Below are 16,144 nucleotides of genomic sequence, written 5' to 3'. Positions count from 1 at the left end.
GAGCGCGTGCTCACACTTGGCCGTATTGCTGCCCGTGGCGCAACCAGCGATCCAACAGCGGGCTGACGTGGTCCGGCCAGCGCTCCAGCAACGCCTGGGCGGCGTCGCGGACAGCAGGGAGCAGGTCGGCGTCGCGCATCAGGTCGGCTACCTTGAATTGAAGCAGACCGGTCTGGCGCGTGCCGAGCATTTCACCCGGGCCGCGCAGTTCGAGGTCTTTTTCGGCGATGACGAAACCGTCATTGGTTTCACGCATGATGCCCAGCCGCTGGCGGCCGATCTGTGACAGCGGCGGGTGGTACAGCAACACGCAATGGCTGGCCGCGCTGCCCCGGCCGACCCGGCCACGCAACTGGTGCAACTGCGCCAGGCCCAGGCGCTCGGGGTTCTCGATGATCATCAGGCTGGCGTTGGGCACGTCGACGCCGACCTCGATCACCGTGGTCGCAACCAGCAATTGCAAGGCGCCGGCCTTGAATTCGGCCATGACCGCGGCTTTCTCGGCAGGCTTCATGCGACCGTGGATCAGCCCGACCTTCAGTTCGCCAAGGGCGGCGGTGAGGTCCTCGAAGGTGGTTTCAGCCGCCTGGCAGGTCAGCTCTTCCGATTCCTCGATCAAGGTGCACACCCAATAGGCTTGCCGGCCTTCGGCGCAGGCGCTGCGCACGCGCTCGATCACTTCGACCCGCCGGGTGTCGGTGACCAGCACGGTGTTGACCGGCGTGCGGCCGGGCGGCAGTTCGTCGAGGATCGAGGTGTCGAGGTCGGCGTAGGCGCTCATCGCCAGGGTCCGCGGAATCGGTGTGGCAGTCATGATCAACTGGTGCGGGCACATTCGGCCACCGACACCTTTCTGCCTCAGGGCCAGGCGCTGCTGGACGCCGAAGCGGTGTTGTTCGTCGATGATCACCAAGGCCAGGTTCTTGAACTGCACTTCGTTCTGGAACAGGGCGTGCGTGCCGACCACCATCGGCGCGCCCTCGGCGATCTGCGCCAGGGCGGCGACGCGGTTCTTGCCCTTGAGCTTGCCGGCCAGCCAGGCGACTTCAATGCCCAGCGGTTCGAGCCAGCGCTGGAAAGTGATGAAGTGCTGTTCGGCGAGAATCTCGGTCGGCGCCATCAACGCCACCTGATAACCCGCCTCCAGCGCTTGCAGCGCGGCGAGAGCGGCGACCACGGTCTTGCCGGCGCCGACGTCGCCCTGGATCAACCGCAGCATCGGCTCGGGCTGGCTCAGGTCGTAGGCAATTTCATTGCCGACCCGTTGCTGGGCCCCGGTGGGGGTGAAACCCAGATTGGCCAGGTAGCGGGCCGGCAGTTTTGTCGCCTTGGGCATGGCCGGGGCGCGCAGCGAGCGCAGGCTTTCGCGCAGGCGTTGCTGGGACAGTTGATGGGTCAGGAGCTCTTCGAACGCCAGGCGATGCTGGGCCCAGTGATGTCCAAGGGCGAGCTCTTCGACGTCGGCATCGGCGGGCGGGTGGTGCAGATAACGAATCGCGTCGGCCAACGGCGCCAATTGATAGTCCCGCGCCAGTTCCTTGGGCAGCCAGTCCGGCAGGCTGGTGGGGCCGAGCATCGTCAGGGTCTGCTGGCAGAGCTGGCGCAAGCGCTGCTGGGTCAGGCCTTCGGTGAGGGGGTAGACCGGCGTCAGGGTTTCAGCCACTGGCGGCGGTTCATCGCCGGTGATGGCGCGGTATTCCGGGTGGTAGATTTCCAGCCCGGACGCGCCGGGCCGCGCCTCGCCGTAGCAGCGCACGCGGGTGCCCCGCTTGAGGCCTTCCTTTTGCGCGTTGCTGAAATGGTAGAAGCGCAGGCTGAGCCCACCCGTGCCGTCCTGCAGGCGCACCACCAGGCTGCGCCGCCGGCCCATGACCACGTCGGCGCCGCTGACCGTGCCTTCCACCACTGCATCCTGCCCGGGTCGCAAATGGCCGATGGGCACCACGCGGGTGCGATCCTGGTAACGCAGCGGCAGGTGGAACAGCACGTCCTGGAGGGTTTCCAGGCCGACCTTGGCGAGTTTCTCGGCCATGGCTTCACCGACACCCTTGAGTGCCGTGACCGGCACTTTCGACAGCTCAGTCATGGCAGCGGCTTACTTGGCGGCGGGCGGCTTGGCCACGGAACACAGGCGGATCGAATCGGCGAGGATCTCGATGGCCTTGGGTCGCGGGAAGCTGGCGCGCCAGGCGATGGCAACGGTGCGGAACGGCACCGGCGCGGTCAATGGACGGACTTCGATCACGCCGGGTGAGTAATGATGGCTGTCCACCGCCGACAGCGGCAGGATCGAAATGCCCAGGCCGGAGGCGACCATGTGGCGAATGGTTTCCAGGGAGCTGGATTCCACCGTGGTGTGCTTGGCGCCTTCGCTGCCCTTGGTCAGGGTCGGGCAGGCTTCGAGCACCTGGTCGCGGAAGCAGTGGCCTTCGCCGAGCAACAGCAGGCTCTTGTCATTGAGCAGGGCGGCGTCGATGGTTTTTTTCTGGGTCCACGGGTGCTGGGCCGGCATCAGGACGTAGAACGGCTCGTCGTAGAGCGGCAGGGTCAGGACATCGGCTTCGTTGAACGGCAGGGCGATGATGATCGCGTCCAGCTCACCGTTGCGCAGCTTGTCGCGCAGCACATGGGTGAAGTTTTCTTCGATGTACAACGGCATCTGCGGGGCGACCCGGTGCAGTTGCGGGATCAGGTGCGGGAACAGGTACGGGCCGACGGTGTAGATCGCGCCGACTTTCAGCGGGGCGGTCAGCTGGTTCTTGCCGGCCTGGGCCAGCTCGCGGATGCCCTGGGCCTGTTCCAGGACTTTTTGCGCCTGGGCGACGATGCCTTCACCGACCGGCGTCAGGCGCACCGCGCTTTTGCTGCGCTCGAAAATAAGCACACCGAGTTCGTCTTCAAGCTTTTTCACGCCCACCGACAGCGTCGGCTGGCTGACATGGCAACGCTCGGCCGCATGGCCGAAGTGCTGCTCTTGGGCGAGGGTCACGATGTAGCGTAATTCTGTGAGGGTCATGGCGAGCGTCCGTGAAGTTGCGAGCCAAGCATACCGGCTGCAATCGATAGACGCACGTTATCAGACTGGAGGCGCGGTGCGACACTGGCGAATGCCTGTGTGGTCGTTGCCGGATATGAAAAAGGCATCTTTCGATGCCTTTGTTTCACGGTGGCGAGGGAGCTTGCTCCCGCTGGCCTGCCCAGCAGGCCCCGGTTCGGTGGAGGTGATCAGTCTGACGTATTGCATTCACCGGTTTGGGGCCGCTGCGCGGCCCAGCGGGAGCAAGCTCCCTCGCCACAAGGTCATCACCCTGCCATTGGGTATTTGGGTCAGCGCCGGCGCTTGTCGATGGAGTACAGGAACGGTGCCGTCAGTTCGACCGTGCCGTTGCTCAGCAGGTCGGCCGGTGGCTTGGGCAGCGGTTGGGCGCGGCGGATCATTTCCAGGGTGGCCCGGTCCAGATCGGCGTTGCCTGACTTGCCCACCAGTTCGAACGACACCACGTTGCCTTCGGCATCCACCACGAACCGCAAGCGGTTCATGCCTTCCTTGCCACGTGCCTGGGCGCTGGCCGGGTACTTCTTGTACTTGCCCAGGTGCGCCAGCAACGTACCTTGCCAACTGGCCTTGGCGGCCATCTGCGCGGGCGATGGGCCAGGGGCCGGTTGCGCGGACTTCTCCGTCGGTGCCTGGGTCGGCTGAGTGTCGGCGGGCTTTTGCTCCGACGGCGTTTCCTTCGGCGGCTCCGGCTTTTTCTCCACCGGCTTTGGCTTGGGCGGCTGTGGCTTTGGCTTGGGCTTGACCGGTTTGGGCACGGCGATTTCCGCCTTCGGTGCCTCGGCCAGTTTAGGCAGCGGCAGCTCTTCGACAGGCTCGGGCGGTTGCGGCGGCGTGACGACTTTTGGCGGTGCAGGCGGTGGCGGTGCTGGAACCGGCGCCAGTTCGACCATCATCGCCTGGGGAGGCAATTCGATGGGCGCACGCGTCGTCCAGTTCAGCGCCAGTGCGATGGCAAGCGCATGCACGCCCAGCACCACGGCCAGGCTACCGCTGTAACGCGTCAGCTTTTGGCGCGTCGTGATCATTTCTTCGGCGCCGTCTCGAGTCCGACCAGACCGACCTTCAGGTAGCCGGCGCCACGAAGGGCGTCCATCACGCTCATCAGGTCGCCGTAGTCCACGCCTTTGTCGGCCTGGAAGAAGATCGTCGTGTCTTTCTTGCCCTGGGTCTTGGCGTCCAGGGTCGCGCCGAGGCTGTCGACCTTGATTTCCTCTTCACCGAGGAACAGGCGCTGGTCGGCCTTGACGCTCAGGAACACCGGTTTCTCCGGGCGTGGCGACGGCTTGGCCGTCGATGCGGGGAGGTCAACCTTGATGTCCACGGTGGCGAGCGGGGCGGCCACCATGAAGATGATCAACAGCACCAGCATCACGTCAATGAATGGCGTGACGTTGATTTCGTGGTTCTCGGCCAGATCGTCGTCTGCGCCTTCTTTCAAATGCAGGCCCATGGCCGATTACCCCACTTTCACCATGTGCGGTTGCGAGCTGCGCTCGGGCGGCAGGTGGTCGAGGTCGCGACTGACCAGCAGCAGGACTTCGGCCGAAGCGTCGGAGACCTGGGCCTTGTAGCCGGCGATGGAGCGGGCGAAGACGTTATAGATGACCACGGCCGGGATCGCTGCGACCAGGCCCAAAGCCGTCGCCAGCAAGGCTTCGGCGATGCCGGGAGCAACGACGGCGAGGTTGGTGGTCTGGGTCTTGGCGATGCCGATGAAGCTGTTCATGATCCCCCACACGGTGCCGAACAGGCCGACGAAGGGCGCGGTGGAACCGATGGTGGCGAGCACGCCGGTGCCGCTGCTCATGTTGCGACCGCAGGCCGCGACCAGGCGCTCGAGACGGAAGCTCACGCGTTCCTTGATGCCTTCCTTCTCGCGGCTGTTGGCCGACAGGCGCATCTCTTCGAGCGCATCGTGCACTAGCAGGTTGGCGAGGGTGCCTTCCTTGCCGGCGGTGGTGCTGGCTTCCTTGAGGGTGGCGGCTTTTTTCAGGGCGGCGATCTCGCCACGCAAGCGGCGCTTGGCACCCAGCAGCTCGAAGCCTTTGGCGATCCAGATGGTCCAGGTGATGATCGAGGCGATGGCCAGGCCGATCATCACGGCTTTGACGACGACGTCGGCATTCTTGTACATGCCCCAGGGCGACAGGTCGTGGGCCATGCCCAGGGTGTTGTCGGCTTCAAGCACTTGAGGCGCGTCGGCTGCGCTGGCTTCGACGGCCTGGGCCGGGTCGCTGGCTGCGGGAGCGGCTACAGGTGCTGTCGTGTCGGCCGGCGCCTGGGTGGCAGCGGGTGCCGTGGTGGACGTGCTGGCCGGCGTCTGGGCATCGGCGAATGCGGCGGCAGGCGCCAGCAGCAGGCTGAACAGCAACGCTGCCACAGCGCTCCAGGCGCGAGGTCGATTGGTTGGCGAAGCGGAGGAGAGAGAGCGTGTCATGCTGGCCGGACCTGAGAGAAAAAAGAAGGTTGATGTTCTTCCAGGCCTCGTGAGGCCGAGAACAAAAGTGGCGAGCATTATTGCAAGTAATTCTTGTTAACAAAAGTAATACAGTATCTTTTTTTCGTAGAATGCTAGCCGCTCGTCCTCTCTGGCAGCTAGTCTGCGGCTTTGCCATAGGAGATTCTGATGTCCGCGCCTTCTGTTCTAATTGCCGGCTGTGGTGATATCGGCGGCCGTTTGGCCAGCCAACTGGTGACCGAACATTGGCGGGTGCACGGCTTGCGGCGCACGGTTTCGAACCTGCCGGCCGGGGTCATCGGTGTCACGGGCGACTTGTTCAACGAGCGATGCCCCACCGATTGGCCCAGCGGGCCATTGGACTACCTGGTCTACAGTGCTGCCGCCACCGACCATGACGAAGCGGGCTACCGCATGGCATACGTCGAAGGGTTGCAACATGTGTTGGGCTGGTTGAAGCAACATGGCCAGCAGCCCAAGCGCTTGCTTTTTGTGTCCAGCAGCAGCGTCTATGGACAGCAGAACGGCGAGTGGGTGGATGAAAGCTCGCCTACCGAGGCGGGTGGTTATTCCGGGCGGGTCATGCTCGAAGCCGAGCAAGTGGCGCTGGGCAGTGGCATCCCGGCCAGTCGTGTACGCCTGACCGGCATCTACGGGCCGGGCCGGGAGTGGCTGCTCAGCCAGGTGCGCCAGGGTTATCGGGTGGTGACCGACCCGCCGCTGTACGGCAATCGCATCCACGCGGACGATGCCGCCGGCCTGCTGGTGTTCCTGCTCAAGGCCGACAATCAAGGCCAGGCGTTGAAGGATTGCTACATCGGCGTTGACGACGCTCCCGCGCCGTTGGCAGATGTGGTGGGCTGGTTGCGCGAGTACATGGGCATCACCGAGTGGGCCGAGGACGCCAGCGTGCGCCGCGCCGGCAGCAAGCGCTGCAGCAATGCGCGGGCGAAGGCCCTGGGCTGGACACCGCGTTATCCGAGTTTTCGCGAGGGGTATGCGGCGATCCTGGAAGGGCGTTGCTGATTTTCCCGGCACACCAAAAGCAACTGTGGGAGCGAGCCTGCTCGCGAAGAGGTCATGACATTCAACGGCAGCGTTGACTGTCACACCGCTATCGCGAGCAGGCTCGCTCCCACAGGGGATTACTGTTTCTCCAGTACCCAGCGCCGGTCACCTGGCGTGAACGAAGGCATCTCATCGGCCAGCGCCGCATTCACGGTCTGGAAGATCTCCAGCTTCTTGCCATTACGCGCGAAAATCCAGGTGTTGCCCTGGCCGTTCTGCTGCAGCCAGATGTTGTCGTTGCCGCCGCTCATCGAGGCGCAGTCGCCGGCGAGACACAAGGCGTAGCGATCAGCCCCTGGCAGGCCGCTGACCTGGCCATCGGGCTGGAATTGCACCGTGGCGCCCTGTCCGGGGCCTTCGGCGATGTTCCAGGTGCCGCCCAGGTAGGCGCCATACAGCGCCCGCTCGAAGCTGGCGCCGATGGGCGCGCCGTCCGGGACCTGTACCTTGGCGCGCTCGAATACCTGCTGCGGTTCGTTTTCGGTGGAAGCCTGGCTCAGTTGGTCGCCGTCGCGCTTCAGTTCGCTGGCCGAGCTGCCATAAAAATCGACTTTCCAGGCACCGTCTTCTTCGCCGAGCAGCTTGCCTTCGACGTTTTCAAAACCGTTGGTGTAGCGCGCCTGACCGGCCCGGGTGTTGACGTCCCATTCCAGGTTCGGGCCGTAGCCTTGCAGCGCTTCGCGCAGCGGGCCGCCCTTGGCGGCAGCGTCGATGGCGGCCTGGTTGATCCAGGTGCCGCTGATGTCACGGTCGGCAGGGTCGCTGGCGCAACCGCCGAGAATCAGGGCGAGCAGCGAGAAAGCAAGCGCGTTGCGCATGGAGGAATCCTTTCAGAACGAAAACGGCGCAGCGGGGGAAGCTGCGCCGGGTTTATTACTCGATGACCAGGATGGCGTCCATCTCGACCTGGGCACCCTTTGGCAGGGCGGCCACGCCAATGGCGGCGCGGGCAGGGTAAGGCTGGTCGAAATACTTGCCCATGATCTCGTTGACCTTGGCGAAGTGGCTCAGGTCGGTGAGGAAGATGTTGAGCTTGACGATGTCCTTGAACGAACCGCCGGCAGCTTCGGCCACGGCCTTCAGGTTCTCGAAGACCTGCACGGTCTGGGCTTCGAAGCCCTCGACCAGCTCCATGGTTTTCGGGTCCAGCGGGATCTGGCCCGACATGTACACCGTGTTGCCCGCCTTGATCGCCTGGGAATAAGTACCGATGGCGGCCGGGGCCTTGTCGCTGGAAATAACGGTCTTGGTCATTCATGACTCCTTGTAATGAGGGCGGCTATTGGGAGCTATGCGCGCATGCGGGTGATGCGAATGACCCCGGTCAGGGCGCGCAGTTTCTTGATCACGCGGGCCAGGTGCACACGGTCGTGCACGCTGACCACCAGTTGGACGACGCTGATGCGGCCGTCGCGTTCGTCCATGCTGATTTTCTCGATGTTGCCGTCGGCGGCGTTGACGCTGCTCGCCAGCAAGGCGATCAGGCCGCGCTGGTGTTCGAGTTCGACGCGCAGCTCGACGTTGAATTCGCCGGTGACATCCTTGGCCCACGAAAGCTGGATGCATTTTTCCGGGTTGTGGCGGATTTCGCTGATGTTGCGGCAGTTGTCCAGGTGCACCACCATCCCCTTGCCGGCGGACAGGTGGCCGACAATCGGGTCGCCCGGTATCGGCGTGCAGCACTTGGCGTAGCTGAGCACCAGGCCCTCGGTACCGCGAATCGCCAGCGGGCCCTCTGGGCTTGGCAGCTGTTCGCCTTCGCCGAGCAGGCGGCGGGCAACGACATAGGCCATGCGATTGCCCAGGCCGATGTCTTCGAGCAGGTCCTCGATCAATTCGAGGCGGTACTCGTTGAGCATGACCTGCACACGCTCGGCCGGGATCTTGTCCAGCGAGCTGTCGAAACCGTTCAGCACTTTGTTCAGCAGGCGCTCGCCAAGGCTGATGGATTCGGAGCGACGTTGCAGCTTCAGCGCGTGACGGATGTGCGTGCGGGCCTTGCCGGTGACCACGAAATTGAGCCACGCCGGGTTCGGCCGCGCACCGGGGGCGCTGACGATCTCCACGGTGGAGCCGCTTTGCAGCGGTTCGGACAACGGGGCCAGGCGGCGATTGATGCGACAGGCGATGCAGCTGTTGCCGACGTCGGTGTGCACGGCGTAGGCGAAATCCACCGCGGTGGAGCCTTTGGGCAGCTCCATGATCCGGCCCTTGGGCGTGAAGACGTAGACCTCGTCCGGGAACAGGTCGATCTTGACGCTCTCGATGAATTCCAGGGAGTTGCCGGCGCGCTGCTGCATTTCCAGCACGCCCTTGACCCACTGACGGGCGCGGGCGTGAGTGCTCTTGGGCTGTTCATCGCCGCTGGATTTGTACAGCCAGTGGGCGGCGATGCCGTTGTTGGCCATCTCTTCCATTTCACGGGTGCGGATCTGGATTTCGATCGGTACGCCATGCATGCCGAACAGCGTGGTATGCAGCGACTGGTAGCCGTTGGCCTTGGGGATCGCGATGTAGTCCTTGAAGCGCCCCGGCAATGGTTTGTACAGATTATGCACAGCACCGAGCACGCGGTAGCAGGTATCGACCTTGTCGACGATGATCCGGAACGCATAGACGTCCATGATCTCGTTGAAGGCTCGGCGCTTGCCGCGCATTTTCTTGTAGATGCCGTAGAGGTGTTTCTGCCGCCCGCTGACTTCGCCTTCGATGCCGTCGATCGCCAGGCAGTGGCTCAGCGACTCTTCGATCTTGTTGACGATTTCCTTGCGATTGCCCCTGGCGCGCTTGACGGCCTGGTTGATCCGCGCCGAACGCATCGGGTGCATGGCCTTGAAACCCAGGTCCTCGAACTCGATGCGGATCGCGTGCATACCCAGTCGGTTGGCGATGGGTGCATAGATTTCCAGGGTTTCCTTGGCGATGCGCCGGCGTTTTTCGCCGGACAGCACTTCCAGGGTGCGCATGTTGTGCAAGCGGTCGGCGAGCTTGACCAGGATCACCCGGATGTCGCGCGCCATGGCCATGGCCATTTTCTGGAAGTTCTCGGCCTGGGCCTCGGCCTTGGTCTCGAAGTTCATCTGGGTCAGCTTGCTGACCCCGTCGACCAGCTCGGCCACGGTTTCGCCGAACTGCGCTTGCAGCGCTTCCTTGGCAATGCCGGTGTCTTCAATCACGTCATGCAGCATCGCCGCCATCAGGCTCTGATGGTCCATGTGCATGTCGGCAAGAATATTCGCCACCGCAAGCGGGTGCGTGACGTACGCCTCGCCGCTGCGGCGGCGCTGGCCGTCGTGGGCTTGTTCGGCGTAGAAATAGGCTCGGCGGACCAGGTTGACCTGGTCCGTGCCGAGGTAGGCCGATAAGCGATCGGCGAGGGCGTCTATGCTCGGCATGATGATGACTCCTGCCGTCTGCTGTGACCCCGCGCCGTGCTACGTCGACCAGGCATAGGCTTAGACCGCCTCGTTGGACTCGTCCTCGAACGCTGCGAACAGCGGTTCGTCTTCAACGATTTCAGCGTTGGCGATGAACTCGTAGCTCATCAGGCCTTCGGCGATTTCACGCAGCGCTACCACGGTAGGCTTGTCGTTTTCCCACTGGACCAACGGCTCTTTGCCACCGGTGGCGAGTTGACGGGCACGCTTGGTAGAGAGCATGACCAGCTCAAAGCGGTTTTCCACGTGTTCTAGGCAGTCTTCAACGGTTACGCGGGCCATGGTATTCCTCGGAGCGAATGCAATATGCGCGCTGCCCGGTTGGGCGAGCGGACTCGACAGTTTAAAAAAACACCAGCGTTTAGGGAAGCGCTGATTTTTTGAGCAAACCCCTCGGCGCGCTGCGACTACCAATGTAAAGCCGTCGCAGCGGTTTTGGGAAGGGCTGTTCAGCCCAGCAGTTCGGCCAGTAATTTACCGAAACGTTGCTGCTGGCGTTTCTGCTGGAGCTGGCTGGCGCGGAAAATTGCCTTCAGATCGTCCAGCGCGTGGGAGAAATCGTCGTTGATGATCAGGTAATCGTAGTCAACGTAGTGACTCATTTCGCTGACCGCTTCACGCATCCGCCCTTCGATGATCTCGTCGCTGTCCTGGCCACGGTTGGTCAGGCGCTGGCGCAAGGCCTGCTGGCTCGGCGGCAGGATGAAGATCGAGCGGGCCTGGGGCATCAATTTGCGCACCTGCTCGGCGCCTTGCCAGTCGATTTCCAGGATCAGGTCGTGGCCTTCGTCTAAGGTCTGCTGAAGGACGCTTTGCGAGGTGCCGTAGAGATTGCCAAAGACTTCGGCGCGCTCCAGGAAGTCGCCGTGCTCGGCCATCCGCACGAACTCTTCGCGGTCGACGAAGTGATAGTTCACGCCGTTCACTTCACCAGGACGCATGGCGCGGGTGGTGTGGGAGACCGAGACGCGGATTTGCGGCTCGGCGTCGATCAACGCCTTGACCAGGCTGGTCTTGCCGGCGCCGGAGGGCGCGGAAATGATGTAGAGGGTGCCAGTGCTGTGGGTCATGTCGGGTTAGCCTTACTCAATGTTCTGCACTTGTTCGCGCATTTGTTCGATCAACACCTTGAGGTTGACCGCCGCCTGGGTGCTGCGCGGGTCGAAGGCTTTGGAGCCCAGTGTATTGGCTTCGCGGTTGAGCTCCTGCATCAGGAAGTCGAGGCGGCGGCCGGCCGCGCCACCGGACTTGAGCACCCGGCGGACTTCAATGATGTGGGTGCTCAGGCGATCCAGTTCTTCGGCCACGTCGCTCTTCTGGGCGAGCATGACCATTTCCTGTTCCAGGCGCTGCGGGTCCAGCTCCGCCTTCATGTCGGCGAAGCGGTCGAGGACTTTCTGGCGCTGGGTGGCGAGCATCTGCGGAACGAGTTCGCGCAGGGTGGCGACGTCCTCTTCGATGGAGGTCAGGCGCTCGTTGATCAGTCGGGCCAGTTCCGCGCCTTCGCGCTCGCGGCCGGCCTTGAGCTCGTTCAGCCCTTGATTGAACAATGCCAGGGCCTCGGCGTTCAGCGCCTGCGGGTCGCTCGCGTCACCCACCAGCACGCCCGGCCAGGCCAGGACTTCCAATGGATTCAGGGCGGCGGGATTGTTGATCAGGCTGGCGACGGTTTCGGCGGCGGCGATCAATTGCGCGGCGCGCTCGCGGTCCACTTGCAAGGTTTTGCCGCTGCTCTCTTCGGTAAACAGCAGGGTGCATTCCAGTTTGCCCCGGGACAGGCCCTGGCGCAGCGCTTCACGCACGCCGCCTTCGAGGTCGCGGAAGGACTCGGGCAAGCGCAGGTGCGGCTCCAGGTAACGGCTGTTGACCGAGCGCAGCTCCCAGCTCAGCGTGCCTTGGGCGCCGGCCTTTTCGACGCGGGCGAAGGCGGTCATGCTGTGCACCATGGGGGTTCCTCGCAATGCAGGCTCGCCACAACCGTTGATTGTGGGGCCTGGGATCTGTGGGTGGATGCCGAAGGGCAGCAAAGGCGCAGGATTGTAGCGCAGTGGGACGCAAGCGCCCAAACAGCTCCGGTTACAAAGCGCTGCAGCCCGTCGGGCGGGGCTTTCGGCGCGCTCGCCGGTCGCGTCGGCTTTTTTAAACTGCCCTCTCGCGGTCCGCGGCTCTATAATGCCGGCAGTTTTCCGTCCTCTGTACAGGTGTTCCCTATGAAACGTCCAAGTGGTCGCGCTGCCGATCAGCTTCGCTCGATCCGCATTACCCGCAACTACACCAAACACGCCGAGGGATCTGTACTGGTGGAGTTCGGTGATACCAAGGTCATCTGCACCGTCAGCGTCGAAAACGGCGTGCCTCGTTTCCTCAAGGGCCAGGGCCAGGGTTGGTTGACTGCCGAATACGGCATGCTGCCGCGGGCTACCGGCGAGCGGAACCAGCGCGAGGCCAGTCGTGGCAAGCAGGGCGGACGGACCCTGGAAATCCAGCGCCTGATCGGTCGTTCGCTGCGCGCCGCGCTGGACATGTCCAAGCTCGGCGATGTGACGCTGTATGTTGATTGCGACGTGATCCAGGCTGACGGCGGCACCCGCACCGCCTCCATCACCGGTGCCATGGTTGCGCTGGCCGATGCCTTGAAAGTGATCAAGAAGCGTGGCGGCCTCAAGGGCGGCGATCCGCTCAAGCAAATGATCGCCGCGGTGTCGGTGGGCATGTACCAGGGCGAGCCGGTGCTGGACCTGGATTACCTGGAGGACTCCGCTGCCGAGACCGACCTGAACGTGGTCATGACCAGTGCCGGCGGTTTCATCGAAGTCCAGGGCACCGCCGAGGGCGCGCCGTTCCAGCCGGAAGAATTGACCGCTATGCTGGAGCTGGCGAAGAAAGGCATGGGCGAAATCTTCGAATTGCAAAAGGCCGCGTTGGCCGACTGATTTTTTTGCGCTTCAGACAAGGAGAGTGTCATGAGTGATGAGCAAGTCCTGTTGCCCCAGCCGAGCAGAGAAGCGCGGCAGTGGGCAATGTTTTGTCACCTGTCTGCACTATTGGGCATTTTCATTCCGTTCGGTTCGCTGATCGGGCCGCTGGTGATCTGGCAGCTCAAGCGTGAATCCGACCCGTTCATCGATGCCCAGGGCAAGGAAGCGCTGAACTTCCAGATCACTGTGGCGATCGCCGCGGCGATCAGCCTGCTGCTGATGATCGTGGTGATTGGTTTCTTCCTGTTTGGCCTGGTGGCCATCGGTGCGCTGGTGCTGACCATCATTGCTGGGGTGAAGGCCAATGAAGGGCAGCCGTATCGGTATCCATTTACCTGGCGCCTGGTCAAATAACGAGCAGCACATATATCCCCTGTGGGAGCGAGCCTGCTCGCGATGGCAATCTATCAGTCAGCATTGATGTCGGCTGACCCACCGCTATCGCGAGCAGGCTCGCTCCCACAGTTGTTTTCGGCGCTCATAAAAAAACCGACATTGCTGTCGGTTTTTTTATGGGTACGAAAATGACCTAGATGGTCAGTGTCCAGTCGTAATCCACGATCAGCGGCGCATGCTGCGAGAACCGCGGCTGGCGTGGCAGGCGGGCGCTGCGGACGAAGCGGCGCAGCCCGGGCGTCAGCAGCTGGTAGTCGAAGCGCCAGCCGAGGTTGAGCATCTCGGCCTGCTCGTTATCCGGCCACCAGCTGTACTGGTCGCCTTCGCGGCTGACTTCGCGCAGGGCATCGACATAACCCATGTTGCCGATGATCTCGTCCATCCAGGCCCGTTCCGGCGCCAGGAAGCCAGGCGACTGCTGGCTGTCGCGCCAGTTCTTGATATCCAGCTTCTGTTGCGCCACGTACAGCGAGCCACAATAAATGTACTCGCGACGTTTGCGCCGCTGTTTATCAAGGTAACGGGCGAAGTCGTCCATCAACTTGAATTTCTGATTCAAATCTTCATCGCCGTTCTGCCCCGAAGGGAGCAGCAAGGTCGCGATGCTGACCTTGTCGAAATCGGCTTGCAGGTAGCGCCCGTAGCGGTCCGCCGTCTCGAAACCGAGACCGTTGATGACAGCCTTCGGTTGCAGCCGCGAGTACAAAGCCACGCCACCTTGGGCGGGAACTTCGGCATCGCAGGCGTAAAGGAAGTAACCGTCCAGTTGGAAGGCTGCATCGTCCAGTTCAAAGGCGGAGGCGCGGGTGTCCTGCAGGCAGATGACGTCGGCATTCTGTGCTTGCAGCCAACTGAGCAAACCACGCTCCACTGCAGCCTGAATACCATTGACGTTCACACTGATGATCCGCATAAATGGCCCCAAAAATCACGTGCGTGTATGATACACGCCGTCTACCTATTTAGCTAAATCCGCGGTATTTGAGGCTTTTTTCATGCAGGCGTATCAGCGCGATTTCATTCGCTTTGCCATCGATCGCGGCGTTTTGCGCTTCGGTGAATTCACCCTCAAGTCCGGGCGCACCAGCCCGTACTTCTTCAACGCCGGCCTGTTCAACAGCGGAACCGCCTTGGCGCAGTTGGGCCGGTTCTATGCCGCCGCCATCGTTGAAAGCGGCATTCCGTTCGACGTGCTGTTCGGCCCGGCCTACAAGGGCATTCCATTGGCCGCCACCACCGCCGTCGCCCTGGCCGAGCACCATGGCCGTGACCTGCCCTGGTGCTTCAACCGCAAGGAAGCCAAGGCTCACGGTGAAGGCGGAAGCCTGGTCGGCGCGCCGTTGACCGGCGAAGTGCTGATCATCGATGACGTCATCACCGCCGGTACCGCCATTCGCGAGGTGATGCAGATCATCGCTTCCCAGGAAGGCGCCAAGGCTGCCGGCGTGCTGATCGCCCTGAACCGCCAGGAGCGCGGCAATGGTGAGCTGTCGGCGATCCAGGAAGTGGAGCGCGACTTCGGTATCCCGGTGATCAGCATTGTGTCGCTGAACCAGGTGCTGGAGTTCTTGGCCGATGATCCGCAGCTCAAGCAGCATTTGCCGGCGGTTGAGGCCTATCGCGCCCAGTTCGGCGTCTAAAAAGCCCCGCTGGTTTTGATCTTGTGGCGAGGGAGCTTGCTCCCGCTCGGTCGCGCAGCGACCGCAAAATGTTGGGGCCGCTGCGCAGCCCAGCGGGAGCAAGCTCCCTCGCCACACAAGCATCTTCTGAAGAAGTGATGAAAAAAGACCCCGCTCAACCAGGTTGAGCGGGGTCTTTTTTTGGCAGGTGTCGCTTAATGACGCTTGCGATTGCTGATCAGCGTACCCACGCCGGTATCGGTGAAGATCTCCAGGAGGATCGCATTCGGCACGCGACCGTCGATGATCAGCGAGCTGCCAACGCCGCCCTGGACCGCTTCCAGCGCGCAACGGATCTTCGGCAGCATGCCGCCGTAGATGGTGCCATCGGCGATCAAGTCGTCGACTTGCTGGGTCGACAACCCGGTCAGGACCTTGCCGGTCTTGTCCATCAGGCCGGCGATGTTGGTCAGTAGCATCAGCTTCTCGGCTTTCAGCGCTTCGGCAACCTTGCCGGCCACCAGGTCGGCGTTGATGTTGTACGACTCGCCATTGGCGCCCACGCCGATCGGCGCGATGACCGGAATGAAGTCGCCCTTGACCAGCAGGTTCAGCAGATCGGTGTTGATGCCGACCACTTCGCCCACCTGGCCGATGTCGATGATTTCCGGCTGGGTCATCTCCGGCGTCTGGCGGGTAACGGTGAGCTTCTTCGCCCGGATCAGTTCGGCGTCCTTGCCGGTCAGGCCGATGGCGCTGCCGCCGTGGCGGTTGATCAGATTGACGATGTCCTTGTTGACCTGGCCGCCGAGGACCATCTCCACCACATCCATGGTCTGCGCATCGGTCACGCGCATGCCGTCGATGAAGTGGCTTTCGATCGACAGGCGCTTGAGCAGGTCGCCGATTTGCGGACCACCGCCGTGAACCACCACCGGGTTGATGCCCACCGCCTTCATCAGCACGATGTCGCGGGCGAAGCCGGTCTTGAGCTCCTCGCTTTCCATTGCGTTGCCGCCGTACTTGATCACCAGGGTCTTGCCGACGTAGCGTCGGATGTAAGGCAACGCTTCGGACAGGACCTTGGCGGTGTTGGCGGCGGCTTCGCGTTCGAGGGTCATTCAGGGCTC

17 protein-coding genes are annotated in these 16,144 nt (G+C 62.9%); 4 read left to right on the top strand and 13 right to left on the bottom strand.

Features of this window, described 5'->3' with window-relative positions; translation table 11 throughout:
* Window positions 1–10: 10 nt before the first annotated feature.
* The 5 genes from recG to exbB form a co-directional block, all read right to left on the bottom strand.
* On the bottom strand, window positions 11–2,086 hold the full coding sequence (gene recG / locus M1E16_RS27095; protein WP_434602256.1) for an ATP-dependent DNA helicase RecG: 2,076 nt from the start codon (window positions 2,084–2,086) through the stop codon (window positions 11–13).
* 9 nt (window positions 2,087–2,095) lie between these two features.
* The gene (locus M1E16_RS27090) at window positions 2,096–3,016 is read right to left on the bottom strand and encodes a hydrogen peroxide-inducible genes activator (RefSeq protein ID WP_030142183.1); all 921 of its coding nucleotides are present in this window, start codon (window positions 3,014–3,016) and stop codon (window positions 2,096–2,098) included.
* A gap of 311 nt (window positions 3,017–3,327) precedes the next feature.
* Window positions 3,328–4,083, bottom strand: coding sequence for an energy transducer TonB family protein (locus M1E16_RS27085; protein WP_305497900.1), 756 nt, complete (start codon window positions 4,081–4,083; stop codon window positions 3,328–3,330).
* Window positions 4,080–4,508: a TonB system transport protein ExbD gene (exbD, locus tag M1E16_RS27080; RefSeq protein WP_305497902.1), complete on the bottom strand. Its 429-nt coding sequence runs from the start codon at window positions 4,506–4,508 to the stop codon at window positions 4,080–4,082. The genes M1E16_RS27085 and exbD overlap by 4 nt, the downstream gene beginning before the upstream one ends.
* Window positions 4,509–4,514: 6 nt before the next feature.
* Window positions 4,515–5,495 carry a tonB-system energizer ExbB gene (gene exbB, locus M1E16_RS27075; protein WP_434627086.1) on the bottom strand — a complete coding sequence of 327 codons (981 nt, stop codon included), beginning with the start codon at window positions 5,493–5,495 and terminating at the stop codon, window positions 4,515–4,517.
* 189 nt (window positions 5,496–5,684) lie between these two features.
* On the opposite strand from exbB, the gene M1E16_RS27070 reads away from it, so the two are divergent.
* Window positions 5,685–6,542 carry an NAD-dependent epimerase/dehydratase family protein gene (locus M1E16_RS27070; protein WP_458128803.1) on the top strand — a complete coding sequence of 286 codons (858 nt, stop codon included), beginning with the start codon at window positions 5,685–5,687 and terminating at the stop codon, window positions 6,540–6,542.
* Window positions 6,543–6,661: 119 nt separating this feature from the next.
* Here the strand turns inward: M1E16_RS27070 and M1E16_RS27065 are convergent, their stop codons facing one another.
* From M1E16_RS27065 to M1E16_RS27040, 6 genes are all read right to left on the bottom strand, one after another.
* Complete coding sequence (locus M1E16_RS27065; protein ID WP_434627090.1) at window positions 6,662–7,402, bottom strand: hypothetical protein; 741 nt, start codon at window positions 7,400–7,402, stop codon at window positions 6,662–6,664.
* 55 nt (window positions 7,403–7,457) lie between these two features.
* Window positions 7,458–7,838 carry a RidA family protein gene (locus M1E16_RS27060; protein WP_030142177.1) on the bottom strand — a complete coding sequence of 127 codons (381 nt, stop codon included), beginning with the start codon at window positions 7,836–7,838 and terminating at the stop codon, window positions 7,458–7,460.
* A gap of 35 nt (window positions 7,839–7,873) precedes the next feature.
* The gene (gene spoT / locus M1E16_RS27055) at window positions 7,874–9,979 is read right to left on the bottom strand and encodes a bifunctional GTP diphosphokinase/guanosine-3',5'-bis pyrophosphate 3'-pyrophosphohydrolase (RefSeq protein WP_407682909.1); all 2,106 of its coding nucleotides are present in this window, start codon (window positions 9,977–9,979) and stop codon (window positions 7,874–7,876) included.
* Between the two features lie 60 nt (window positions 9,980–10,039).
* Window positions 10,040–10,303 (bottom strand): DNA-directed RNA polymerase subunit omega, encoded by a 264-nt coding sequence (gene rpoZ, locus M1E16_RS27050; RefSeq protein ID WP_003177259.1) that lies wholly within the window; start codon window positions 10,301–10,303, stop codon window positions 10,040–10,042.
* Between the two features lie 167 nt (window positions 10,304–10,470).
* Complete coding sequence (gene gmk, locus M1E16_RS27045; RefSeq protein WP_305497909.1) at window positions 10,471–11,091, bottom strand: guanylate kinase; 621 nt, start codon at window positions 11,089–11,091, stop codon at window positions 10,471–10,473.
* Window positions 11,092–11,103: 12 nt separating this feature from the next.
* Window positions 11,104–11,967 carry a YicC/YloC family endoribonuclease gene (locus M1E16_RS27040; protein WP_458128802.1) on the bottom strand — a complete coding sequence of 288 codons (864 nt, stop codon included), beginning with the start codon at window positions 11,965–11,967 and terminating at the stop codon, window positions 11,104–11,106.
* A gap of 264 nt (window positions 11,968–12,231) precedes the next feature.
* Between M1E16_RS27040 and rph the strand changes: the two genes are divergently transcribed.
* On the top strand, window positions 12,232–12,954 hold the full coding sequence (gene rph / locus M1E16_RS27035; RefSeq protein ID WP_434570905.1) for a ribonuclease PH: 723 nt from the start codon (window positions 12,232–12,234) through the stop codon (window positions 12,952–12,954).
* 30 nt (window positions 12,955–12,984) lie between these two features.
* Window positions 12,985–13,353, top strand: coding sequence for a DUF4870 domain-containing protein (locus M1E16_RS27030; RefSeq protein ID WP_434570906.1), 369 nt, complete (start codon window positions 12,985–12,987; stop codon window positions 13,351–13,353).
* 175 nt (window positions 13,354–13,528) lie between these two features.
* Here M1E16_RS27030 and M1E16_RS27025 read toward each other — a convergent pair whose 3' ends face one another.
* The gene (locus tag M1E16_RS27025) at window positions 13,529–14,308 is read right to left on the bottom strand and encodes an exodeoxyribonuclease III (protein WP_013694557.1); all 780 of its coding nucleotides are present in this window, start codon (window positions 14,306–14,308) and stop codon (window positions 13,529–13,531) included.
* Between the two features lie 82 nt (window positions 14,309–14,390).
* On the opposite strand from M1E16_RS27025, the gene pyrE reads away from it, so the two are divergent.
* A complete protein-coding gene (pyrE, locus tag M1E16_RS27020) occupies window positions 14,391–15,035 on the top strand; it encodes an orotate phosphoribosyltransferase (protein WP_434570908.1) in 645 nt (214 codons plus the stop codon).
* 194 nt (window positions 15,036–15,229) lie between these two features.
* Here pyrE and argB read toward each other — a convergent pair whose 3' ends face one another.
* Window positions 15,230–16,135 (bottom strand): acetylglutamate kinase, encoded by a 906-nt coding sequence (gene argB, locus M1E16_RS27015; RefSeq protein ID WP_305497915.1) that lies wholly within the window; start codon window positions 16,133–16,135, stop codon window positions 15,230–15,232.
* Between the last annotated feature and the right edge of the window lie 9 nt (window positions 16,136–16,144).

It is taken from the genome of Pseudomonas sp. Z2-11, from assembly GCF_054161305.1.
Note: the sequence above shows the minus strand (reverse complement) of the source record. Positions and strands in the feature narration are given on the sequence as shown.